This is a genomic window from Pseudomonas sp. Z1-14, assembly GCF_051132005.1.
Lineage (GTDB): Bacteria > Pseudomonadota > Gammaproteobacteria > Pseudomonadales > Pseudomonadaceae > Aquipseudomonas.
The window spans coordinates 1355122-1374274 of sequence record NZ_CP071646.1 but is presented as its reverse complement, the minus strand read 5'-3'; the positions used below and the strand labels follow the sequence as shown (position 1 = coordinate 1374274).

Sequence of the window (19153 nt, the reverse complement as noted above, 5' to 3'; positions counted from 1 at the left end):
CCGCCCGGAGCAAGCTCACTCCCACAGGGTTTTGCGCAATCCTTTGTGGGAGCGAGCTTGCTCGCGATTGGGGTTCACACCATTCTCACGCCAGGAGTGAGGGCAGCCGGCATCGCCAGGCTTGGTGTCTCCAGCGACGCAACCGGGTACGCGCAGTAATCCGCCGCGTAATAAGCACTGGCGCGGTGGTTGCCCGAGGCGCCGATGCCGCCGAACGGCGCGCTGCTGGCGGCGCCGGTCAGTTGTTTGTTCCAGTTGACGATGCCGGCGCGGCTTTGCAGCCAGAACTGGTCGTAACGTTCTTGCGAATCCGAGAGCAAACCGGCGGCCAGGCCATATTGGGTATTGTTGGCTTCGCTGATCGCGCCGGCGAAATCCTTGTAGCGGATCACCTGCAGCAGCGGCCCGAACAACTCTTCGTCGGGGCGCTCGGTCACGGCGGTCACGTCGAGGATCCCAGGGGTCAGCAACGCGGCCTGGGGCTGCGGCTGGGTCATGGCGAGCAGTGGCACGGCGCCCTTGCCCAACAAATGATTTTGCGCATCCATCAGCGCCTTCGCCGCGCCTAAGGAAACCACCGAGCCCATGAACGGCGCCGGTTGCTGGTCAAAGGCGCCGACTTCAATCGTCGAGCTGACCTGCACCAGGCGCGCCAGCAAGGCATCGCCCCAGGCACCCTCCGGCACCAACAGGCGGCGCGCGCAGGTGCAACGCTGGCCGGCGGAAATGAACGCCGACTGGATGATCGTGTAGACCGCCGCATCGACGTCGGCCACTTCATCCACCACCAGTGGGTTGTTGCCGCCCATTTCCAGCGCGAGGATCTTGTCCGGACGACCGGAGAATTGCTGATGCAACAGGTTGCCGGTGCGACTGGAACCCGTGAAGAACAGCCCGTCGATGCCCGGATCCGCCGCCAGGGCGATACCGGTTTCCCGCGCGCCCTGCAGCAGGTTCAGCACGCCCGCCGGCAGGCCGGCCTCGACCCAGCATTGAACCGTCAGCTCGGCGACTTTCGGGGTCAGCTCGCTCGGCTTGAACAACACGCAGTTACCCGCCAGCAGCGCCGGCACGATGTGCCCGTTGGGCAAATGGCCGGGGAAGTTGTAGGGGCCGAATACCGCCACCACACCGTGAGGTTTGTGCCGCAGCACGGCGGTGGCGTCGCCCAGGGGGCCGCTCTTTTCGCCGGTGCGCTCGCGGTAGCTCTGTACCGAAATCGCCACCTTGTTGATCATGCTGGTGACTTCGGTGGCTGCTTCCCACAGCGGCTTGCCGGTTTCCTCACCGATGCAACGGGCCAATTCGTCAGCATGCGTCTTCAAGGTGCCGGCGAAGGCTTCGAGCACCTGGATGCGTTCATCCAGCGAGCGCCGCGCCCAATCCGGGAACGCCTGGCGCGCCGCCTGCACGGCCGACTCGACCTGCGCCGCCGTGGCGCCCTTGCCCGTCCACAACACTTGCTGGGTGACCGGGTTCAACGACTCAAAGACGTCGCCTTGGCCTTCCAGCCAGCTTCCCGCGATGTACAGCGATTTCATTATTTGGTCTCCCGAGCGGCGGACAACGCCACGGCACGCACCTGGTCGCCGGCGTTGAGTTGAAGACGTTTGGCGGTCAGCGGATCGACCACCAGAGTGCCCGCGGCGAAGCGCGCAGGCGCAGCGGTGATGCGGCAGTCCTGGCACTTGCGGTTATGGATGAGGAACGGCGTGGCGTCATCGCCCGGCGTACCGATGGCCAGCACCAGTGCCTGGCTGTCGCGAATCGCGCGGATCTTGCCGGTCTCGCATTCGACGGCGGGGCCGGCGTCGAAGATGTCGACATAGCCCTGATAACTGAAGCCTTCGCTCTTGAGCATCGACAGCGCCGGTTCGGTGTCGGGATGGACCTGGCCGATCACGGCCCGGGCATCCTCGGACAGGAAGCAGGTGTACAGCGGAAACTTGGGCATCAATTCGGCAATGAAAGCCTTGTTGCCCACGCCGGTCAGGTAATCGGCCTGGCTGAATTCCATCTTGAAGAAGTGCCGGCCGAGGCTTTCCCAGAACGGCGAACGGCCGTTTTCGTCGGACATGCCGCGCATCTCGGCGATGATCTTGTTGCCGAACAGCTGGGAGAATTCGGCGATGAACAGCAGCCGCGCCTTGGCCAGCATGCGACCGTTCAGGCCGTTGCGGTAGTCGGCGTGCAGGAACAGCGAGCACAGCTCGGAATTGCCGGTCAGGTCGTTGGCCAGGAACAGCGTCGGGATTTCCCGGTAGATGTTCAGCTCCTGGGAAGCGCTGACCGTCAGGCCGACGCGGAAGTTGTACCAGGGCTCGCGCAGCCCCACGGCACCGGCGATGGCGGAAATGCCCACCACGCGACCGTCGTCGTCTTCGAGCACGAACAGGTAGTCCGCATCGCCGCGCCCGGCTTCGCCGCGAAAGGTCTTCTCGGCCCAGCCGACCCGATGCGCCAGGCGCTCTTCGTTGGCCGGCAAGGTGGTCAGGCCGGTGCCGGTGCTGCGGGCCAGGGCGATCAGCGCGGGTAAATCGCTGCTGCGTACGGGACGAACGATCATGCTATCTCCTCAAACGGGCCGCTCAAGCCACCCGCGAAAAACTCGTCTGTAAAGCGTTATACGGCTACCAGGCGCACGCTGGCACCCTCGCCGACGCCCAGGGCTTCGGCCGCTTCCATATCCAGTGTCACGGGCTTGCCCGGCGCGTAATCGAGTTCGAGCAGCACGGCGCGGTAATCCTGCAGTTGGGCATTGGCCACCAGGTACTGGCGGCCCACGCCCTTGACCGTTTCACCGATCTTGACCGGCACCACGCGGCTCTGGGCGATCGAGCGGATCCCCGAGACACGCGCATGCAAGGTCGGACCGCCGTCGAAGATGTCGATGTAGTGATCGGTCTCGAAACCTTCGCGCATCAGGATGTCGAAGGTGATCTGTGCACGCGGGTGGACCTGGCCCATGGCTTCCTGGGCGGCGTCCGGCAACAGCGGCACGTAGATCGGGTAATGCGGCATCAGCTCGGCGAGGAAGGTCCGGCTTTTCAGCCCGCACAGGCGCTCGGCGGCGGCGTAATTGAGGTCGAAGAAATTGCGACCGATGGCGTCCCAGAACGGTGAATCGCCATTCTCGTCGCTGTAGCCGACGATCTCGGTCACCACCGAATCGGCGAAGCGCTCCGGATGGCTGGCCACGAACAGCAGGCGTCCGCGAGAGTTGAGCTCCGCCCAGGGCGAGCCGACCAGTTCCGGGACCACGTAGAAACTGGTCAACAGACTGTTACCGGTCAGGTCGTGGCACTGGGACAGGACGTGAATCTTGTTGTGGATCTTCAGCTCGCGGGAGGCATGGACGAACGTCTCGTTGCGAAAGCTGTAGAACGGCTCGGAATAGCCCGCCGACGCGACGATGGCCGAACAGCCCACCAGCTTGCCGGTGGTGGTGTCTTCGAGGACGAAGAAATAACTTTCCTCGCCGTTGAAACTGACTTCGGCGGCGAACGAGGCTTCGCTTGCAGCGATCTTGTCGCTCAGGCGTTCCACGTCGTCCGGCAAGGAAGTGACACCGATCGGACTGTCCGCAGCCAGCCGCTGTACCTCGCCCAGGTCAGCCATTTGCGCGGGGCGCATCACCAGCATGGTGTCACTCCTTAACTTGAAATAAACGGTTCGACCGTGAGGCCGATACACAGAGAATAAAAACCGGACACTGAAGTGAACCTCCTGTGGGAGCGAGCCTGCTCGCGAAGCAGACGACTCGATCTGCCTGGCGGACCGAGGCGATTCCATTCGCGAGCAGGCTCGCTCCCACAAAAGCCCGACCCCCACCGGGGCCGGTCAAGTCTGGATCAGGCTTGCGTCAGCTTCGCCGCAGCCCGCTCGAAGCGGTCCAGGCCGGCGTCGATGTCGGCGTCTTCCACTACCAGGCTCGGGGCGAAACGAATCACGTCCGGGCCGGCTTGCAGAATCATCAGGCCTTCCTGCTCGGCGGCGTTGAAGATGTCCTTGGCCTTGCCTTTCCAGGCGTCGTTCAGCACGCAGCCGATCAACAGGCCCAGACCGCGCACCTGGGTAAACAGGCCGTATTTCTCGCCGATCTGCTCCAGGCGCGCCTTGAATTTCTGATGCTTGGCTTTGACGCCGCCGAGCACTTCAGGCGTATTGACCACGTCGATCACCGCTTCGGCCACCGCGCAGGCCAGCGGGTTACCGCCGTAGGTAGTGCCGTGGGTGCCGACCACCAGGTGCTTGGCCAGCGCTTCGGTGGTGAGCATCGCCGCGATCGGGAAACCACCGCCCAGGCTCTTGGCGCTGGTGAGGATGTCCGGAACCACGCCGTAATGCATGTAAGCGAACAATTCGCCACTGCGGCCCATGCCGGTCTGCACTTCGTCAAATACCAGCAGCGCATTGTGTGCATCGCACAGCTCGCGGGCGCCTCGCAGATAAGCCAGATCGCCCGGCAACACGCCGCCCTCGCCCTGGATCGGCTCCAGCACCACGGCGCAGGTCTTGTCCGAGACCGCCGCCTGCAAAGCCGCCAGGTCGTTATAAGGAACGTGGGTGATGCCGGTGATTTTAGGACCGAAACCGTCGGAGTACTTCGACTGCCCGCCAACGTTGACGGTGAACAGGGTGCGCCCGTGGAAACTGTTGAGCGCGGCGATGATCTCGTATTTCTCGCTGCCAAACCGATCAAAGCCGACGCGACGGGCCAGCTTGAACGCGGCCTCGTTGGCTTCGGCGCCGGAGTTGCAGAAGAACGCGCGCTCGGCAAAGGTCGCGTCGACCAGCTTGTGGGCCAGGCGCAAGGCCGGCTCGTTGGTGAGGACGTTCGACACATGCCACAACTTGTTGGCTTGTTCGGTCAGGGCTCCAACCAGGGCCGGGTGGGCATGGCCCAGTACGTTGACTGCGATACCGCCAGCAAAATCGATCAGCTCGCGACCGGACTGGTCCCACACGCGGGAACCGGCACCACGCACAGGGATAAAGGCAGCAGGTGCATAGTTGGGAACCATTACCTGGTCGAAATCGGCGCGTTGGACCGCGGCTTGCTCAACGGACATCGGAGTCTCCTGAAGAGGAACACCCGCCTGGAACTGGCGAGCTTGGTGAGGATTGTAAGGACAGTTTTCAGCCCGGCCTTGCCGCCAAGCGACAACTTCTTATAGCGCCAACCCACGATTTTCGCGGGTTTACGCCAATGCGACAAATAGCATCGCAAAGGCGCAGTTTAAACGTTGGCGCAGGATTTGCGGCGACAGCGTCGAGATTTGCTTCAAGCATCGGCCGGCATCGCCCATGCCATACATATGTAGTGCCTTTGCGTTGCGCAAATCAGGTTTGCTGGCGTACCGATCCCACGGGTATCGGCCTCCATCAACCTATTCGGAATCAACCATGAACACGCCCATCACCGTCGTGCTTCCCAGGCGCAAGATCGCCCATCACAAGCTCATTGAAAAAGCCCTGCCGGAGTGGATCGCCAAGAGCCCGCTCAAGCAACTCGAGCGATTGAAAACCATCCGGCCCGAACTTCCCGATTGGTTCAAGCAGGCCACGCCGGCACAACACAAGGAACTGAGAGGTACACACACAGACAGCTGGACAAAACGTAACGAGGTCGAAAAGGAGCTGGAGCGATTACTGGATGTGCATTCGTTTGCCGAGCCGCTGCTCAAGAAACACATCAAGCAACGCTTCAACATCGATCTGGATGTCAGGGAAACATTCATAAACCTCTATATTCCGACCAGACTTCCAATCATTGACCTGCCCACGGACGGCTCGAAGCAATGGCGTGTGTCGGTACTCGATGCAGCCTTGCATAACTTCGAGGCCTTCGAGGGAAAAGCGGATGCACACCTTCCCGAGTCCGGCTTCATCACCCGTCCTGACGCACATGGCCGGTTCAGGATACTCGACGAGGTCACCGGCAAGCTTCCGGTCGATCAGTTCGTCAGATTCTGCCGGGAGCTGGATATCGGTCGGCGCTACGACATCCATTTGAGGGAGGAGCTGGGCCTGGATGACCATGGCAAACAACTGCGCCTCAAAACCCGGATCATCGCCAGCCAACTAGCGGACCTGAAAGCCGCACTGCACCACGCTAGCCTGACTCTCGCCATCCAGAAAAGCAGCCTGCAGTCGCTGCTGGCCTTTATCGCGGGCCGGGATAATACATGGCAGACCTATGACCTGACCTTGCTCTCGACGCCATTGACCGGCCCCATGATCTTCTCCCCCGGTAATGAGTGGTCAGCCTCCGCCCCCGTCGTCGTCTACATCCCCCACGACCCGAAGGTCCCTCTCAAGGAATACCCATCGATGGCTGCGTTCATGACGCACCTCACCGAGAAACTACGCGGCGACAGCTACAAAAAGTTTTTCAGCCGCTTTATCCAGCACGACCAACTGGGCAGTTTTCACGGGGCCCTCAAACGCAAATACTTCCACGTCATCGAGGATCGCCCCAATGCCCCTGACTTCGCCATGCCGGAGTATGGATTCGATGAAGAGTTGAAGCCGATTGAACACCCAAGCCTGGACTACTCGGCTTCGAAAATATCCGGGAATTTCCTGGAAGAGCTCTACAGCAAACAATTGAGCAAGATCTTCAAGGACGCGAAAGTCATTGCTGTGTCTACCGACAGTGAAGACCGCAAGACCCGCCATGATCGCTGGGAGCGAATAAAGAGTATCGGCCTTGCGCTGTTCAACGCCGCGCTATTTGTCATCGCACCTTTTGTCCCGGTCGTCGGCGAGTTGATGTTGCTGCAGATGGCCTATCAACTGCTCGAAGACGCTTACGAAGGTGTACGCGACTGGGTGGCGGGCAAATCGATCGAAGCTTTTGAACATTTATTCTCCATTGTCGAAACCACTCTTCAGGCGGCCGGGTTTGCCGTAGGGGGCAGCATTGTCGGGGATTGGCTCGCGAAACCATCATCGTTCGTCAAAAACCTCAAGCCGGTGATTTCCACCGATGGCAAAACGCGGCTGTGGAACCCTGACCCGGCACCCTATGCACACCCGATCGAAGTACCGCCCACCTCGAAACCCGACACGCTTGGCCTGCACGAACATGACAGCCGCATCTTGCTGAAGCTGGCAGCGGATGACGATTCACAGCACACCCTGGCCCTGAGCAAAACCGCCGAAACAGAACGCTATACCCTGACTCACCCGACCCGGCCGGACGCCTACAGCCCGCGAATGGAACATAACGGCCAGGGCGCCTGGTTGATGGAGGGTGAACAACCGCAAGCCTGGAAAAGCCAGACACTGATGCGGCGCCTGGGCCACGCGACGGATGGCTTCAGCGATGCCGAACTGCAACAGCTGCGCATCATCAGCGGCACCGACGAAGGCGTTTTGCGCAGGGTTCATCTGCAAAACGAAGCCATGCCGCCTTTGCTGGACGATACCTTGGCGCGCTTCAGAACCTACCGGACTGTCGACCAGAATATCGGCCGTATCCGCGCGGGCGAAGCGCTGGACACCCAAGGCGGCTGGTTTGAACCCCTGGTAACCGAACTGGATGGCTGGCCCAGCGACAAAGCCCTGGAGGTATTTGCCGACTCCACATTAACCGGCACACCTCATCACTACGGGGCATCCGTCCCGTCCGACGACACCTTCAAGATCTCCCTGGCAGACTTGAACGGCGGAAAACTTGCTCCGCTTATTGTCGAGGGTCTCGATGAGCAACACCTCAGCGACTTGGTCGGATCGCAAGCCCCGAAAGAACAGGCGCCACAGCGGCTGAATGAAAAACTCGCCGACCGCGCCGCGAGCCGCAAGATGGAAATTTTCGAGCAGGAATACCGCGAACAAGAACCCAGGCAGGCGCCAGAAGCTGCACTGATCGAAAACACGATTGCGGACCTGCCTGCGCCAGTGACCCGGGTATTGCTCGACACGGCAACGCCTGCGGAAAAGACCGTTATGACCGACCAGAACCGCGTTCCCCTGCGACTCCGGAACCTGGCCGAGGAAATGCACGTACAAACCCGGATAACCCGCGCCCAGGAAGGTCTTCTTGAAGATGACCTGCTCACCCCAGAAGGTGAAACGCTGACGCTCGACACCCTCAAGGCTTTTTCCGACGCGATCAGCGATGTCCACATTGAAGTCCGCGACAAAGTAATTGACGGCACGCTGCGCGCAAACCATCAACCGCAGCGCGCTACGCTCAAACGCGTGCTGGTGCGCACAGAGCCAGGCAAATATGAAGTGCGTGACACGGATGACCAATTGCTGCATCCGGCCAAACGTTTCCACAACGCATTGCTCAATGCCCTGCCGCCGAAAAATCTCGGCAAATTGACCTCGCGCTTCAAGCCAGGCGAAAAATTCAAGCACTGGCTTATCGACCAGTACCAGAACACCCGCCAGATCCGCACCGCAATGGATTTCCCAGCCGTCGGCGCCTCCACCGCCCGCGAAACCGAAACCCTGCTGCGTGGGCCGATTTATAGCCGTTTATGGCCTGCGGCCGAAGCCGTCCCCGCCGAAGTCGACCCATTGGCTGAACGGCTGAAAGAAATCTATCCGACTCGAGATGAAGAGCAGATCGCCAACATGGCCAGCAGGCTCAACTCCGAGGAGCAACTGCAAAAACTCACAGAGTTGGAGACCGAGAAGGAGCAGCTTTTTGATGAGCTGGATAAGTGGGTCTCCACTCTTCCCAGACACATGGAGGTCCGCAGGATCCGCGCCGCACGACGAGAGGTCGCCGCTGAAATCAAGCAGTCCTGGCTACGGGGTGAAAAAGCACACATCTACACTGAGGGTTTTATCCTGGAAGAGGACTCGACACTGCGCCTGGAGGGGATATCGCTCGATAACGTAAAGCTCGAAGACCTCACGTTAAGTACGAAGCTGGCGCATGTTAAAAAGTTGAGCCTGGATGGTTGCGACCTGTCCTCACTCAGCGCGGATTTCCTGTCGAACTTTCCCAAGCTCCGGATCCTGACTGCCTCCGGCAACAATCTTCAACGCCTGCCGGAGGCATTGAACGCCCTGCCAACCCTCAGATTCATTGACCTTTCGCAGAACCGGATCGTTATAGATCCTTCCACGGCAGTTGGGCTGCAAAGGCTGCCGTTGCTGCGTTTTCTGAACCTCAGCCAAAACCCACTGGGACTCGCTCCCGACATCAGCCGACTACCCAATCTCGAAGCGCTCATACTGGACAGGACACAGATCACCGACTGGCCTGAGGGGCTGTTTTCGCGCCCAAGACCCGAGCATTTTGAGTTGCGGTTGCTGGGCAACGAGATAATCACTGTCCCTGCCTGCGAAGGCGCATCCCCCGAAGCCTGGATCGTGGCCCAGACCCATCTGGACCGGCAGAAACTCGATTTGCAAAGCGATAACAAGCTCGCCGAGTACCGCCGTTCCTGGGGCCTTGACCCTAATCGTACGTATCCACCGCGAGGCGACGAAGGCAGTGCTTTCTGGCTAGAGGGCTACCGGGGCCGAGACATAGAGGCGAAGAAAATCACCTGGGATCTTTTAGAACATGAGCACGGCTCCCAAGGTTTTTTCGAAGTGATTGCCAGGATGGAAATAAGCGACGACGTTTTCGAGACCGAACAAGATCAACAGGCCTATGAACAAAACCGCCCCGAGCTCACTCGGCAGGTCTGGCGAATCATAGATGCCGCCAGTGACGACACCAAGCTGCGCGAGAAGCTGTTCACAATGGCCGACGCCCCCACCAACTGCGCAGATGCCGGGGCGCAGATTTTCAATGCCATGGGGATCGAGACCATGCTCTCTGAGTTCTCTCACGCAGGCAGCGATGCGCCGACGCTGGAAAAAAACCTGATCGGCCTGGCCAGGGGCAAAGCACGGCTCAACAAGCTCTACGAAATCGCCCGCGCCGACGTGGCGCATCGTGTATTGCCTGTGGAAAAGGGCGGCCTGGGCCTGCGGTTCACCAGCGAGGTAATCAACGGCGAACCCGGCACGGTGGACGAGGTCGAGGTGCACACGGCCTATCAGGCTCGTTTCGTCAATAGCCTGGAGCTGCCGTGGGTATCGAAGCACATGGTTTATCGGAACACGGCGAACGTCAACAACCCGGAAATCGTCAAGGCGTATAGCCTGGTGCAGGAGGGTGAGCGTAATGGCGGCCTGGTCAATCAGATCCTTGATGTCGAGTTCTGGGACACTCACCTGAGCGACACCTACACCGATAGACTCCAGGCCAACGATGAACTCTACGAAGACCAGGCCGAGCAGCTAGAAGAACTGCGGGACCTGCAACACGAGTGGGTCGACTCCAACACCCGCCTGGAAGACAGGAATCCGGCAAAAAAACAGAGGCTGATTGAGCTCGCCAGCCAGTTGAGCGTGCCTGAAGCTGATGTGCTGACCGCAGGTAAAATGCCGGACAGCACGTATAACCGAGCCTACAGCGCCATCGCCGACCGGCGGAAAGAGCTCAGGCGCCAACTGACCAGTGAAGCGCTCACCCGGGCCCGCCTGATTCGACACTCGTCTGCACCTGGCAGCGATGGGCTCGGCGAGCCACCCTTCGCGAGCAGGCTCGCTCCCACAAGGGTTTAGGGCTGCCGCAGGTTCCGTATCCACAACAAAAAACCTGTGGGAGCGAGCCTGCTCGCGAAGCTCTTGAAACTGTGTACACCGCATCCACGCCGCGCCGCAGATAACGCAACACCGCGCGGCGTGCCATGCATTTCAGGCGCTATACATATGTAGTGCCTTTGGCTTGGGAAATTTTGTTTTGCTGGCGCCTTCACTTACTTTTGAAGGCCACGTTATGCCGCCACTCAACCTCTCAGTGGACACCGCCATCGCGGTTAAATCCCATTACCAGCACATGCTTGATGCCATCCCGTCCTGGGTGGGCAAGGCCCCCGCACAACAACAGACTGAGCTCAGGCAGGCCAAGCCGCTATTTGCTCCCTGGCTGCTCGGCGTACCCGCCTCTCGGCACGCGCAGATGAAGCGCTTGAACGCCGCCCAGTGGCGCGCACGCAATGGGCTCAAGGAGCAACTGCAAGCGCTGCAGGACATCAATGCCTTTGCCAAGCCGCTGCTTGAAGCCGCGATCAGGACTCAGTTCGGCTTGACGCTGGACGTCGAGAAAACCCAGTTATGGCTGTACGTACCACTGAATATTCCATGGCTGCCGATCCCCTCCGGTGGCGCGCGAACGTGGAAGGTTTCGTTGCTGGATGCTGCTTTGCACAACTTTGAACCGGACGAGGCAAAACCCGATGCCTACGAACCAGACTCGACCTATGTCGCCGAGACCACGAAGAGCTCGGAGGAAGGCGAGACGGGACGTTTCAAACCGCTGACGTCGATCAGGCAGCAGATGCCGATTCCGGCATTTATCCAGCTGTGTCGGGAACTGGATATCGGCGGCCAGTACCAGCGTCACCTTCAGCAACAACTGGGCATCGGCGACACCGTTGCAACCCGCGCACTGCAGCGCCAGGTCAGCGAAAGCCAGGAAGCGGCACTCAAGGCCGCCCTGCACCTGGCGCTGATGAAAAAAGACATCAGCGCGCAAAGCCACTCGCAGGTCCTCGGCCTGCTGGACGGTTTGCCAGGCATGCAGCTCGACGGCCAGCCACTGCGCAGCCATGACTTGAAGATCATGGACGTTGCGCTGACCGGCATAGTGCTGTTCGCCCCGGACTTCGAACAGGCGCAGCACACCGTGCCATTGGTGGCCTATATTCCCGACGATCCCCAAGGCGCGATCCAGGAATACGCCTCTTCAACGCTGTTCAGCTCGGCGTTGACTCAAAGGCTACGAGAAAAAAACTACCAGCAATTCTTCAGTCGCTTTGTCGGACACCAGGAACGCCCGTTGTTTTTCTTCGAGCTGAACCAGCGGCTGGCTTCCATCCAATGGCACCGACCGGCTCCCGGTGATTCCCGCCCACCATGGCGAGAAACCCCGGCCGATAAGCCCAACCTGCTGTTCAGCGCACAGTTGACCCCAGGCGACCTGATGCGGCACCTCTATCAAGGCAAGCTGAACAAAATCCTCAATGACGCGCGAACCATTGCCGTTTCCACTGCCAGCGCCGACCGCAACGCCCGCTGGAAACGCTGGGACGCCCTGTCCAGGATTGCCAGCGAACTGGTCAGTATCGCCGCGTTCATCGCCACGCCTTTTTTCCCGCCGCTGGGCGCCTTGATGCTCGGCTATGCCGCTTACCAACTGCTGGACGATACGTTCGAAGGAATCGTCGATTGGGCCGAAGGATTAAAACAGCAGGCTTTCGAGCACCTGATGAGCGTGATGGAAACTCTGGTCCAGCTGGGCGGCTTCGCCGTTGGCGTACCGATAGCCGAAGGTATGCTGCGCCAGGCACTGCCAAAGCAATTATGGACCTTCATCGACAACCTGATGCCGGTCACCCACCCTGATGGTCAGCAACGCTTGTGGTACCCGGACCTGACACCCTACCACCAGGATATCGAACCGGTCAGCAGCGCCGGCCCCGATCAGATCGGCTTGCATGAGCACCTCGGCCGAAAAATCCTGAAGCTGGACACGCAGCGTTTTGTCGTCAGGCAAGATGCTGGCGAAGGCATTTATCAGATCGAGCACCCGACACGCGCGGATGCCTACACTCCACAGCTCAGCCACAATGGCGCCGGCGCCTGGCGAACGGAGCTGGACCGCCCGTTGACCTGGGACGACACCACGCTGGTGCGCCGTCTAGGCCAGCAGACCGACGCATTCTCCGACGAGCAACTCCAGCAGATGCTCACCGTCAGCGGCACTCACCTCGATGCGCTGCGCAAATTGCACATCAACAACGAACCGCCACCGCCGCTGCTGGCCGATACGTTGGAGCGCTTCAAGATCGCCCAGGATCTTCAACGCTTCATTGACCTGATGGGAAGTGACGATCCGCTGCTTTATCGCCGCGTCGATGTGCAAACCCAAGTACAACTGTTGACCAGTTATGGACTGCTGCCATCGACCCGGGGGCTGCGCTTTCTCGATGGCGCCGGAAAAGTCGTCTGGAGTTATCCGCCCGCCTCGCGCCTGCCCATGATCGACATCCCCGAAGCGCAGATGAACAATGGGTCCATGCTCGATACGATCATGCAAAGCTTGAGCGAACCGGAAATCAAGACGCTGCTGGACGAGGAACCCGGCCTGCCGCCCACCAGCCTCGGCGCCCGAACGGCCCGGTTGCGCAAGCAGATGGCAAAACTGGCCGATGACAGAAGGACATCATTATTCGAAACGCGCTACAGCGCGAAGCAGGTCCCCGCCGATCCCGTGACACGAAACCTGATGGACCGTTATCAGGGCTTGCCTCGCAGCGTCGCCGAAGAGCTGCTGCGCACCGCCACGGTCGAGGAATACAAGGGCATCGGCGCCAACCGCTTTTCGCCGCGCATCGATGAACTGGCGCGCTGGACGCTTCTGGAAACCCGCACCGTTCGCGCCTACGAAGGCCTGTATATCGACAACCTTGGCGGGGCCGACACTGATCGGCTGGTCCTGCACTCTTTGGATCGACTGCCCAACTGGTCCCCGGACGTCCGCCTGGACATGCGCGCCTATTCCTTCAAGGGCATCGTGCACGACAGCGTAGGTTCCCCCCAGGCAAGGATCGTCAGGACCTTGGTTCGCGGCGACAACCTGGCTTATACCCCCTATGACGATGCCGGTCTCGAACTGCATGGCCCGACAGACATCTACCAAAGCGTGCTGCAGGCTTTGCCCGATGCGCAACGCAACGCGCTGGACATCCACATTGGCCAAGGCGACCGCCTGCGCCAGGCCATCGGCCGCTCCCCGCTGGACCGCGACAGCATGCGAGTACTGCTGGCCAGCGACCCAGTCCGCAAACCCCACTACGACAGCAAAATCATGCGCCTGCCCGGCGGCATGGATGGCTATCGGCCTGGCGCGTCGGCCAGTGGACCGAGCGCTTCACCAACGCCGGAGGAGCGCGCGCAAGACCTGTTTCCGACGTTCAATGCAGAGCAGATCCGCAATCTGGTCAGGTCTCTGGAAAGCCGCCCTGGAGGTGCCAACTCGACCTTGGTGGCATTGCAACAATCCTACTCGGCACTGGAGGTGGACCTTTCCCGATGGGTGAGCGATACGCCGCAACCTGCCCCCGAGACGGGAGTCATCGTGAACCGCAGCGAATATCTCGCAGCCAGACTCAACCGTCAGCGCTGGGCTGAAGAGATCAAGCGATGCCTGCGGCGGGAAACGGACATGGACGAGTTTCCCGGCAGCCACAACAGCCCCAGCCATGTATTGAAACTGGGAGAACCGATGCCAGGCCCCTTGCCGACCCTGAGGATGCGCTTCAGGCATGTGACCTATCTGCGATTCGCTGGCGACAACACCACCCAGGGCCTCGTCGAATTCCTGCAAGCCTTTCCCGGCCTCCGTCACCTGGACATCAATGGAATACCGATGCGAACGCTGCCGGAGCAGATCACCAGCCTGCCCAACCTGAGCGTACTGACATTGAACAATTGCCGGATTACGCTGGAAGCCAACAGCCATGCCGCGCTTTCGTCCATGACCCGGTTGCGTATGCTGGACCTGTCCGATAATCCACTCGGGGGGGCCCCCGATGTAAGCGGGATGGCAGAGCTGCGGCAGTTGAAACTCAGGAATACAGGTATCGATCAGGTGCCAGCAGGGCTTGAAACTCGTCCGCACCTGACCACCGCCAGGCTCGAACGCAACCGCATCACCGACCTGCCTCCCGCGCTGTTCGAGCTGCCGGGTGAGGTCACCAAAAAGATCGACCTCACCGGCAACCCACTTTCCCGGGCGACGCTCGACCGAGTGAAAGCCTATGCGCTGAAAAACGCCGAGCACATGAGTGTCGATGCCCCCCATGAATTGAGTCGCCGGGTACAGGCGCTCTACCCGTCACTTAGCCGCAGGGACGCCAATCGATTCATTTTCAGCCTGCCGGGTACGCTCGGCGAGGTCCCTGAGGGGCTGTCACGGCTGGAAAGCGAACTGGCCCAGCTCACGGCCGACCTGGAAGAATGGCAGCAGGACGTGTACTTGCTGGATCCGATCGACCTGGCAGAAGAGCAGCTCAGGCGCAATGCGCTCAAAGAGAAGCTTTTGGATTGCTGGCAACGCGACTTCTATCAAGACCCCGCCGAGCTTCCCGATAGGTTCGCGTTCGCCGGGAACATTCATGGCGCGATGCCCGGGCTCAATGCGCGGTTCGAGCACATTACGATAATCGACCTGCAAGGCGGCGTCGCCACGACCGCAGTGGATGGCCTGCTCCAATGCTTTCCCAATCTCCAGACCATGGCCCTGGCCGACTTCAACCTGGGGCAGTTGCCCGAATCGATATTCAACATGCGCCAGCTAATCGACCTCACCCTGCAAAACTGCAGGATTCGGCTGACACCTGCCGACGCAGGGCGTCTCGCCGGATTGACCGGGCTGGAAGACCTGGATTTGAGCGACAACCCGCTGGGTACTATGCCTGAGGTCTGGCGCATGAGCCGGTTGAAAACCTTGTTGCTACCCGACTCGCAACTGACGCGGGTGCCGGAAGGCGTTTTCAGCATGTCCGCGCTGGTGACACTCGACCTCAGCAATAACCTGATCACCGACCTGCCTGCCGATATTCTCGAAATGCGCGCCAAGGCCGGCGAGGACTTCTATCTGGACGGCAACCCGTTATCGGAACAGGGCCTGGGCCTCCTACGAATACGCTACCAGCAAACCGGCAACGACATGGGCGTGGTCGCGGCCAGGCTGGATGCACAAGGTAACCCGCTGGAGACGACTCCGTAGCAAATCTCAGCCACGTTCCGACGGCACCGACGATAATTCGAACGGACTGCTGCTGCGTCGCTGGTTGCGATCTTCCCGCGGCGTGGCGCCGAAGAAGTTGCGGTAGGCGCTGGAAAAATGCGGCCCGGAGGAGAAACCGCAGGACAGGCCGATCTGGATGATCGATTTACTGGTCTGCATCAGCATCTGCCGGGCCTTGTTCAGGCGCAGCTCCAGGTAGTACTGGCTGGGCACGCGGTTGAGGTATTGCTTGAAGATTCGCTCCAGCTGCCGACGGGAAACGCACACATGCTGGGCGATTTCGTCGGTGGTCAGCGGCTCTTCGATGTTGGCCTCCATCAGCAACACCGCCTGGGTGAGCTTCGGATGACTGGAGCCGAGGCGGTTCTGCAACGGGATGCGCTGGCGCTCGCCGCCTTCGCGAATGCGCTCGACCACCAGCTCCTCCGAGACCGCGCCGGCCAGCTCGGCGCCGTGATCGCGCGCCAGCACCGCCAACAACAGGTCGAGCACCGACATGCCGCCGCAGGCGCTCAGGCGATCGCGGTCCCAGTCGAACAAATGGCTGGTGGCGATAACCTTGGGAAAACGCTCGGAGAAATCGTCCTGCCAACGCCAGTGCACGGCGGCCCGGTAACCATCAAGCAAACCCAACTGCGCCAGCGGATAGACACCGGCGGACAAGCCGCCAATGACGCATCCGGCGCGCACCAGTTGCTTGAGCGCGCTGCTCAGCGGCGAGGCCAGCGACGTCGGCGGCTCGTCGGCCAGCAGGAACAGTTTCTGCAGGCCTTCGAGCTTGCCGGCCCAGGGTTCGCCCGGCAGCTGCCAGGCACCCTCGGCCGGCGGCTCGGCGTGCAAAAACGACAGCTCGTAGACCACGTCCGGATGCACTCGCTGCGCAACACGCAAGGCCTCCTCGGCCAGCGCCAGCGTCAACGCTTTAGTGCTGGGCCAAATCAGGAAACCTATTCGATGGGCAGTCATGGCAAGCGATCCGAAGCGAAAACAGTGTTAAAGCCAAAAGCGGCTGCAACCAAATTAGACCATCTGGCGCGCGGTGCGCAGCATGACCCAAATCAGGTGCGTACGGGAGCGATTACTTCAGGCTGCCCGACAGGAATTGTTGCAAGCGCTCCGATTGCGGATTGACCAGCACTTCGCGCGGGTTGCCGCTTTCTTCGACGATGCCTTTGTGCAGGAACACCAGTTGGTTCGACACCTCGCGGGCGAAGCCCATCTCGTGAGTCACCACCACCATCGTCCGGCCTTCCAGGGCCAGGGCCTGCATCACCTTGAGCACGTCGCCGACCAGCTCCGGGTCCAGCGCCGAGGTTGGCTCGTCGAACAGCATCACTTCAGGCTCCATCGCCAGCGCCCGGGCAATCGCCACGCGCTGTTGTTCGCCGCCGGACATGTGGCCCGGGTAGGCGTCCTTGCGATGCGCCACACCGACCTTGTTCAGGTAATGCTCGGCCTTCTCCCGCGCCTCGGCCTTGGCCACGCCCAGTACGTGCACGGGCGCTTCGATGATGTTTTCCAGTGCGGTCATGTGCGACCACAGGTTGAAATGCTGGAACACCATCGACAACCGCGAACGCATGCGTTGCAGCTGCTTGGGATCCGAGGCCTTCATGGCGCCGTCCTTGCCCGCCACCAGCTTCAGCTCTTCGTTGTTGAGCAAAATCTTGCCGGCGTGGGGTTGCTCAAGCAGGTTGATGCAACGCAGGAACGTACTCTTGCCGGAGCCACTGGAGCCGATGATGCTGATCACATCACCGGCGGCGGCTTTCAGGGAGACGCCCTTGAGCACTTCATGACTGCCATAGCGTTTATGCAGGTCTTGGACTTCAAGCTTGTACATGCGGTCGGTTCTCACAAAACGTCAGTCGTTGAGCAGTCGATCGGATCGATGCGTTATCAGTGCTTGCGCGGGGCCAGGTAACCCAGCCAGCGGCGCTCGGCCAGTTTGAACAGGCGCACCAGGATGAAGGTCAGGCACAGGTAGAAAACGCCGGCCGTGATGTAGGCCTCGAACGGCAGGTAATACTGCGCGTTCACCGTGCGCGCGGCGCCGGTGATGTCGATCAGGGTGACGATGGACGCCAGGCTGGTGGTCTGCAGCATCATGATCACTTCGTTGCTGTATTGCGGCAGTGCCCGGCGCAACGCCGAAGGCAGCAGGATCCGGCGGTACAGCTTGTAGCGCGACATGCCCATCGCCTTGGCCGCCTCGATCTCGCCGTTGGGCGTGGCCCGCAGGCTGCCGGCGATGATTTCAGCGGTGTAGGCGCTGGTGTTGATGGCGAACGCCAGGCACGCGCAGAACGTCGCGCTGGACAGCCATGGCCAGAGGAAGCTCTCACGCACCACCTGGAATTGCGCCAGCCCGTAGTAGATCAGGAACAGCTGCACCAGCATCGGCGTGCCGCGGATCACGTAGGTGTAGAGCCAGGCCGTCATGTTGACGATCGGCTGCTTGGACACACGCATCAGCCCCAGGGGCAACGCCGCCAACAGGCCGAAGAACAGCGACAGGGCCAGCAGCTTCAAGGTGGTCAGCAGGCCACTGAAGTACAGCGGCAAGGCTTCATAGATGACGTTGTAGTCGAAGATCATAGATCAGCCGCCCTTACGCCTACCGAGTAGCGCTTCTCAAGGTGACGCAATGCCAGCAACGAGACACTGGTGATCACCAGGTACATCGCCGCCACTGCGAGGAAGAAGGTGAAAGGCTCGCGGGTGGCATCCGCCGCCTGCTTGGCCTTGAACATCATGTCTTGCAGGCCCACTACCGAAATCAGCGCGGTGGCCTTGGTCAGTACCAGCCAGTTGTTGGTGAAGCCCGGAATCGCCAGGCGGATCATCTGCGGCACCATCACCCGGAAAAACACCTGGAAGCCGCTCATGCCATACGCCATGCCCGCCTCGGCCTGCCCCTTGGGGATTGCCATGAACGCGCCGCGAAAGGTCTCGGACAGGTACGCACCGAAGATGAAACCCAGGGTGCCGATACCGGCCGCCAGCGGGTTCAGGTCAATGTAGTCGTCATAGCCGAGCATCGGCGCAACGCGGTTGATCAAGTCCTGGCCGCCGTAGAAGATCAGCAGGATCAGCACCAGGTCGGGAATGCCGCGGATGACCGTGGAATACAGGTCGCCCAGCCACGCCAGCCAACGCACCGGCGAGAGGCGCAACGCGACACCGATCAGCCCCAGGACAATGGCCAGCGCCATGGACGACAAGGCGAGCTGAAGCGTCAACCATGCGCCATCGAGGATGACAGCCCCGTAGCCTTTCAACATGATTCAGGTCCTCGAAAGTGGGATGAAAAAATGG

10 protein-coding genes are annotated in these 19153 nt (G+C 60.7%); 2 read left to right on the top strand and 8 right to left on the bottom strand.

All coding sequences use genetic code 11. The features are described 5' to 3' along the window. Positions 1-74: 74 nt before the first annotated feature. From astD to J3P89_RS06470, 4 genes are all read right to left on the bottom strand, one after another. Positions 75-1544, bottom strand: a complete 1470-nt coding sequence (gene astD, locus J3P89_RS06485; protein ID WP_434697952.1) for a succinylglutamate-semialdehyde dehydrogenase — start codon at positions 1542-1544, stop codon at positions 75-77. Beyond that, entirely contained in the window at positions 1541-2566 is a 1026-nt protein-coding gene (gene astA / locus J3P89_RS06480) for an arginine N-succinyltransferase (RefSeq protein WP_434628955.1), read from the bottom strand. Before astA ends, astD begins: the two co-directional genes overlap by 4 nt. A gap of 56 nt (positions 2567-2622) precedes the next feature. Then, positions 2623-3642: an arginine/ornithine succinyltransferase subunit alpha gene (gene aruF / locus J3P89_RS06475; RefSeq protein ID WP_434572348.1), complete on the bottom strand. Its 1020-nt coding sequence runs from the start codon at positions 3640-3642 to the stop codon at positions 2623-2625. Between the two features lie 209 nt (positions 3643-3851). Further along, on the bottom strand, positions 3852-5072 hold the full coding sequence (locus J3P89_RS06470; RefSeq protein ID WP_434697055.1) for an aspartate aminotransferase family protein: 1221 nt from the start codon (positions 5070-5072) through the stop codon (positions 3852-3854). Positions 5073-5406: 334 nt separating this feature from the next. Here J3P89_RS06470 and J3P89_RS06465 point away from each other — a divergent pair, with 334 nt between their 5' ends. Further along, positions 5407-10584, top strand: coding sequence for a dermonecrotic toxin domain-containing protein (locus tag J3P89_RS06465; RefSeq protein WP_434697054.1), 5178 nt, complete (start codon positions 5407-5409; stop codon positions 10582-10584). 214 nt (positions 10585-10798) lie between these two features. Further along, positions 10799-15814: a dermonecrotic toxin domain-containing protein gene (locus J3P89_RS06460; protein WP_434697053.1), complete on the top strand. Its 5016-nt coding sequence runs from the start codon at positions 10799-10801 to the stop codon at positions 15812-15814. 6 nt (positions 15815-15820) lie between these two features. Here the strand turns inward: J3P89_RS06460 and J3P89_RS06455 are convergent, their stop codons facing one another. The 4 genes from J3P89_RS06455 to J3P89_RS06440 all read right to left on the bottom strand — a co-directional run bounded on the left by J3P89_RS06455 (position 15821) and on the right by J3P89_RS06440 (position 19119). Beyond that, on the bottom strand, positions 15821-16801 hold the full coding sequence (locus J3P89_RS06455) for a GlxA family transcriptional regulator (RefSeq protein ID WP_305499333.1): 981 nt from the start codon (positions 16799-16801) through the stop codon (positions 15821-15823). A 112-nt stretch (positions 16802-16913) separates the two neighbouring features. Beyond that, a complete protein-coding gene (locus tag J3P89_RS06450; RefSeq protein ID WP_434572344.1) occupies positions 16914-17678 on the bottom strand; it encodes an ABC transporter ATP-binding protein in 765 nt (254 codons plus the stop codon). A 56-nt stretch (positions 17679-17734) separates the two neighbouring features. Then, positions 17735-18433, bottom strand: coding sequence for an ABC transporter permease (locus J3P89_RS06445; RefSeq protein WP_434572342.1), 699 nt, complete (start codon positions 18431-18433; stop codon positions 17735-17737). Beyond that, positions 18430-19119: an ABC transporter permease gene (locus tag J3P89_RS06440; protein ID WP_434697052.1), complete on the bottom strand. Its 690-nt coding sequence runs from the start codon at positions 19117-19119 to the stop codon at positions 18430-18432. The genes J3P89_RS06445 and J3P89_RS06440 overlap by 4 nt, the downstream gene beginning before the upstream one ends. Positions 19120-19153: the final 34 nt, after the last annotated feature.

Excerpts from the sequence above, each read along its gene's own strand:
- astA (WP_434628955.1), bottom strand. The coding sequence starts at position 2,566 with ATGATCGTTCGTCCCGTACGCAGCAGCGATTTACCCGCGCTGATCGCC.
- aruF (WP_434572348.1), bottom strand. The coding sequence starts at position 3,642 with ATGCTGGTGATGCGCCCCGCGCAAATGGCTGACCTGGGCGAGGTACAG.
- J3P89_RS06470 (WP_434697055.1), bottom strand. The coding sequence starts at position 5,072 with ATGTCCGTTGAGCAAGCCGCGGTCCAACGCGCCGATTTCGACCAGGTA.
- J3P89_RS06465 (WP_434697054.1), top strand. The coding sequence starts at position 5,407 with ATGAACACGCCCATCACCGTCGTGCTTCCCAGGCGCAAGATCGCCCAT.
- J3P89_RS06460 (WP_434697053.1), top strand. The coding sequence starts at position 10,799 with ATGCCGCCACTCAACCTCTCAGTGGACACCGCCATCGCGGTTAAATCC.
- J3P89_RS06455 (WP_305499333.1), bottom strand. The coding sequence starts at position 16,801 with ATGACTGCCCATCGAATAGGTTTCCTGATTTGGCCCAGCACTAAAGCG.
- J3P89_RS06450 (WP_434572344.1), bottom strand. The coding sequence starts at position 17,678 with ATGTACAAGCTTGAAGTCCAAGACCTGCATAAACGCTATGGCAGTCAT.
- J3P89_RS06445 (WP_434572342.1), bottom strand. The coding sequence starts at position 18,433 with ATGATCTTCGACTACAACGTCATCTATGAAGCCTTGCCGCTGTACTTC.
- J3P89_RS06440 (WP_434697052.1), bottom strand. The coding sequence starts at position 19,119 with ATGTTGAAAGGCTACGGGGCTGTCATCCTCGATGGCGCATGGTTGACG.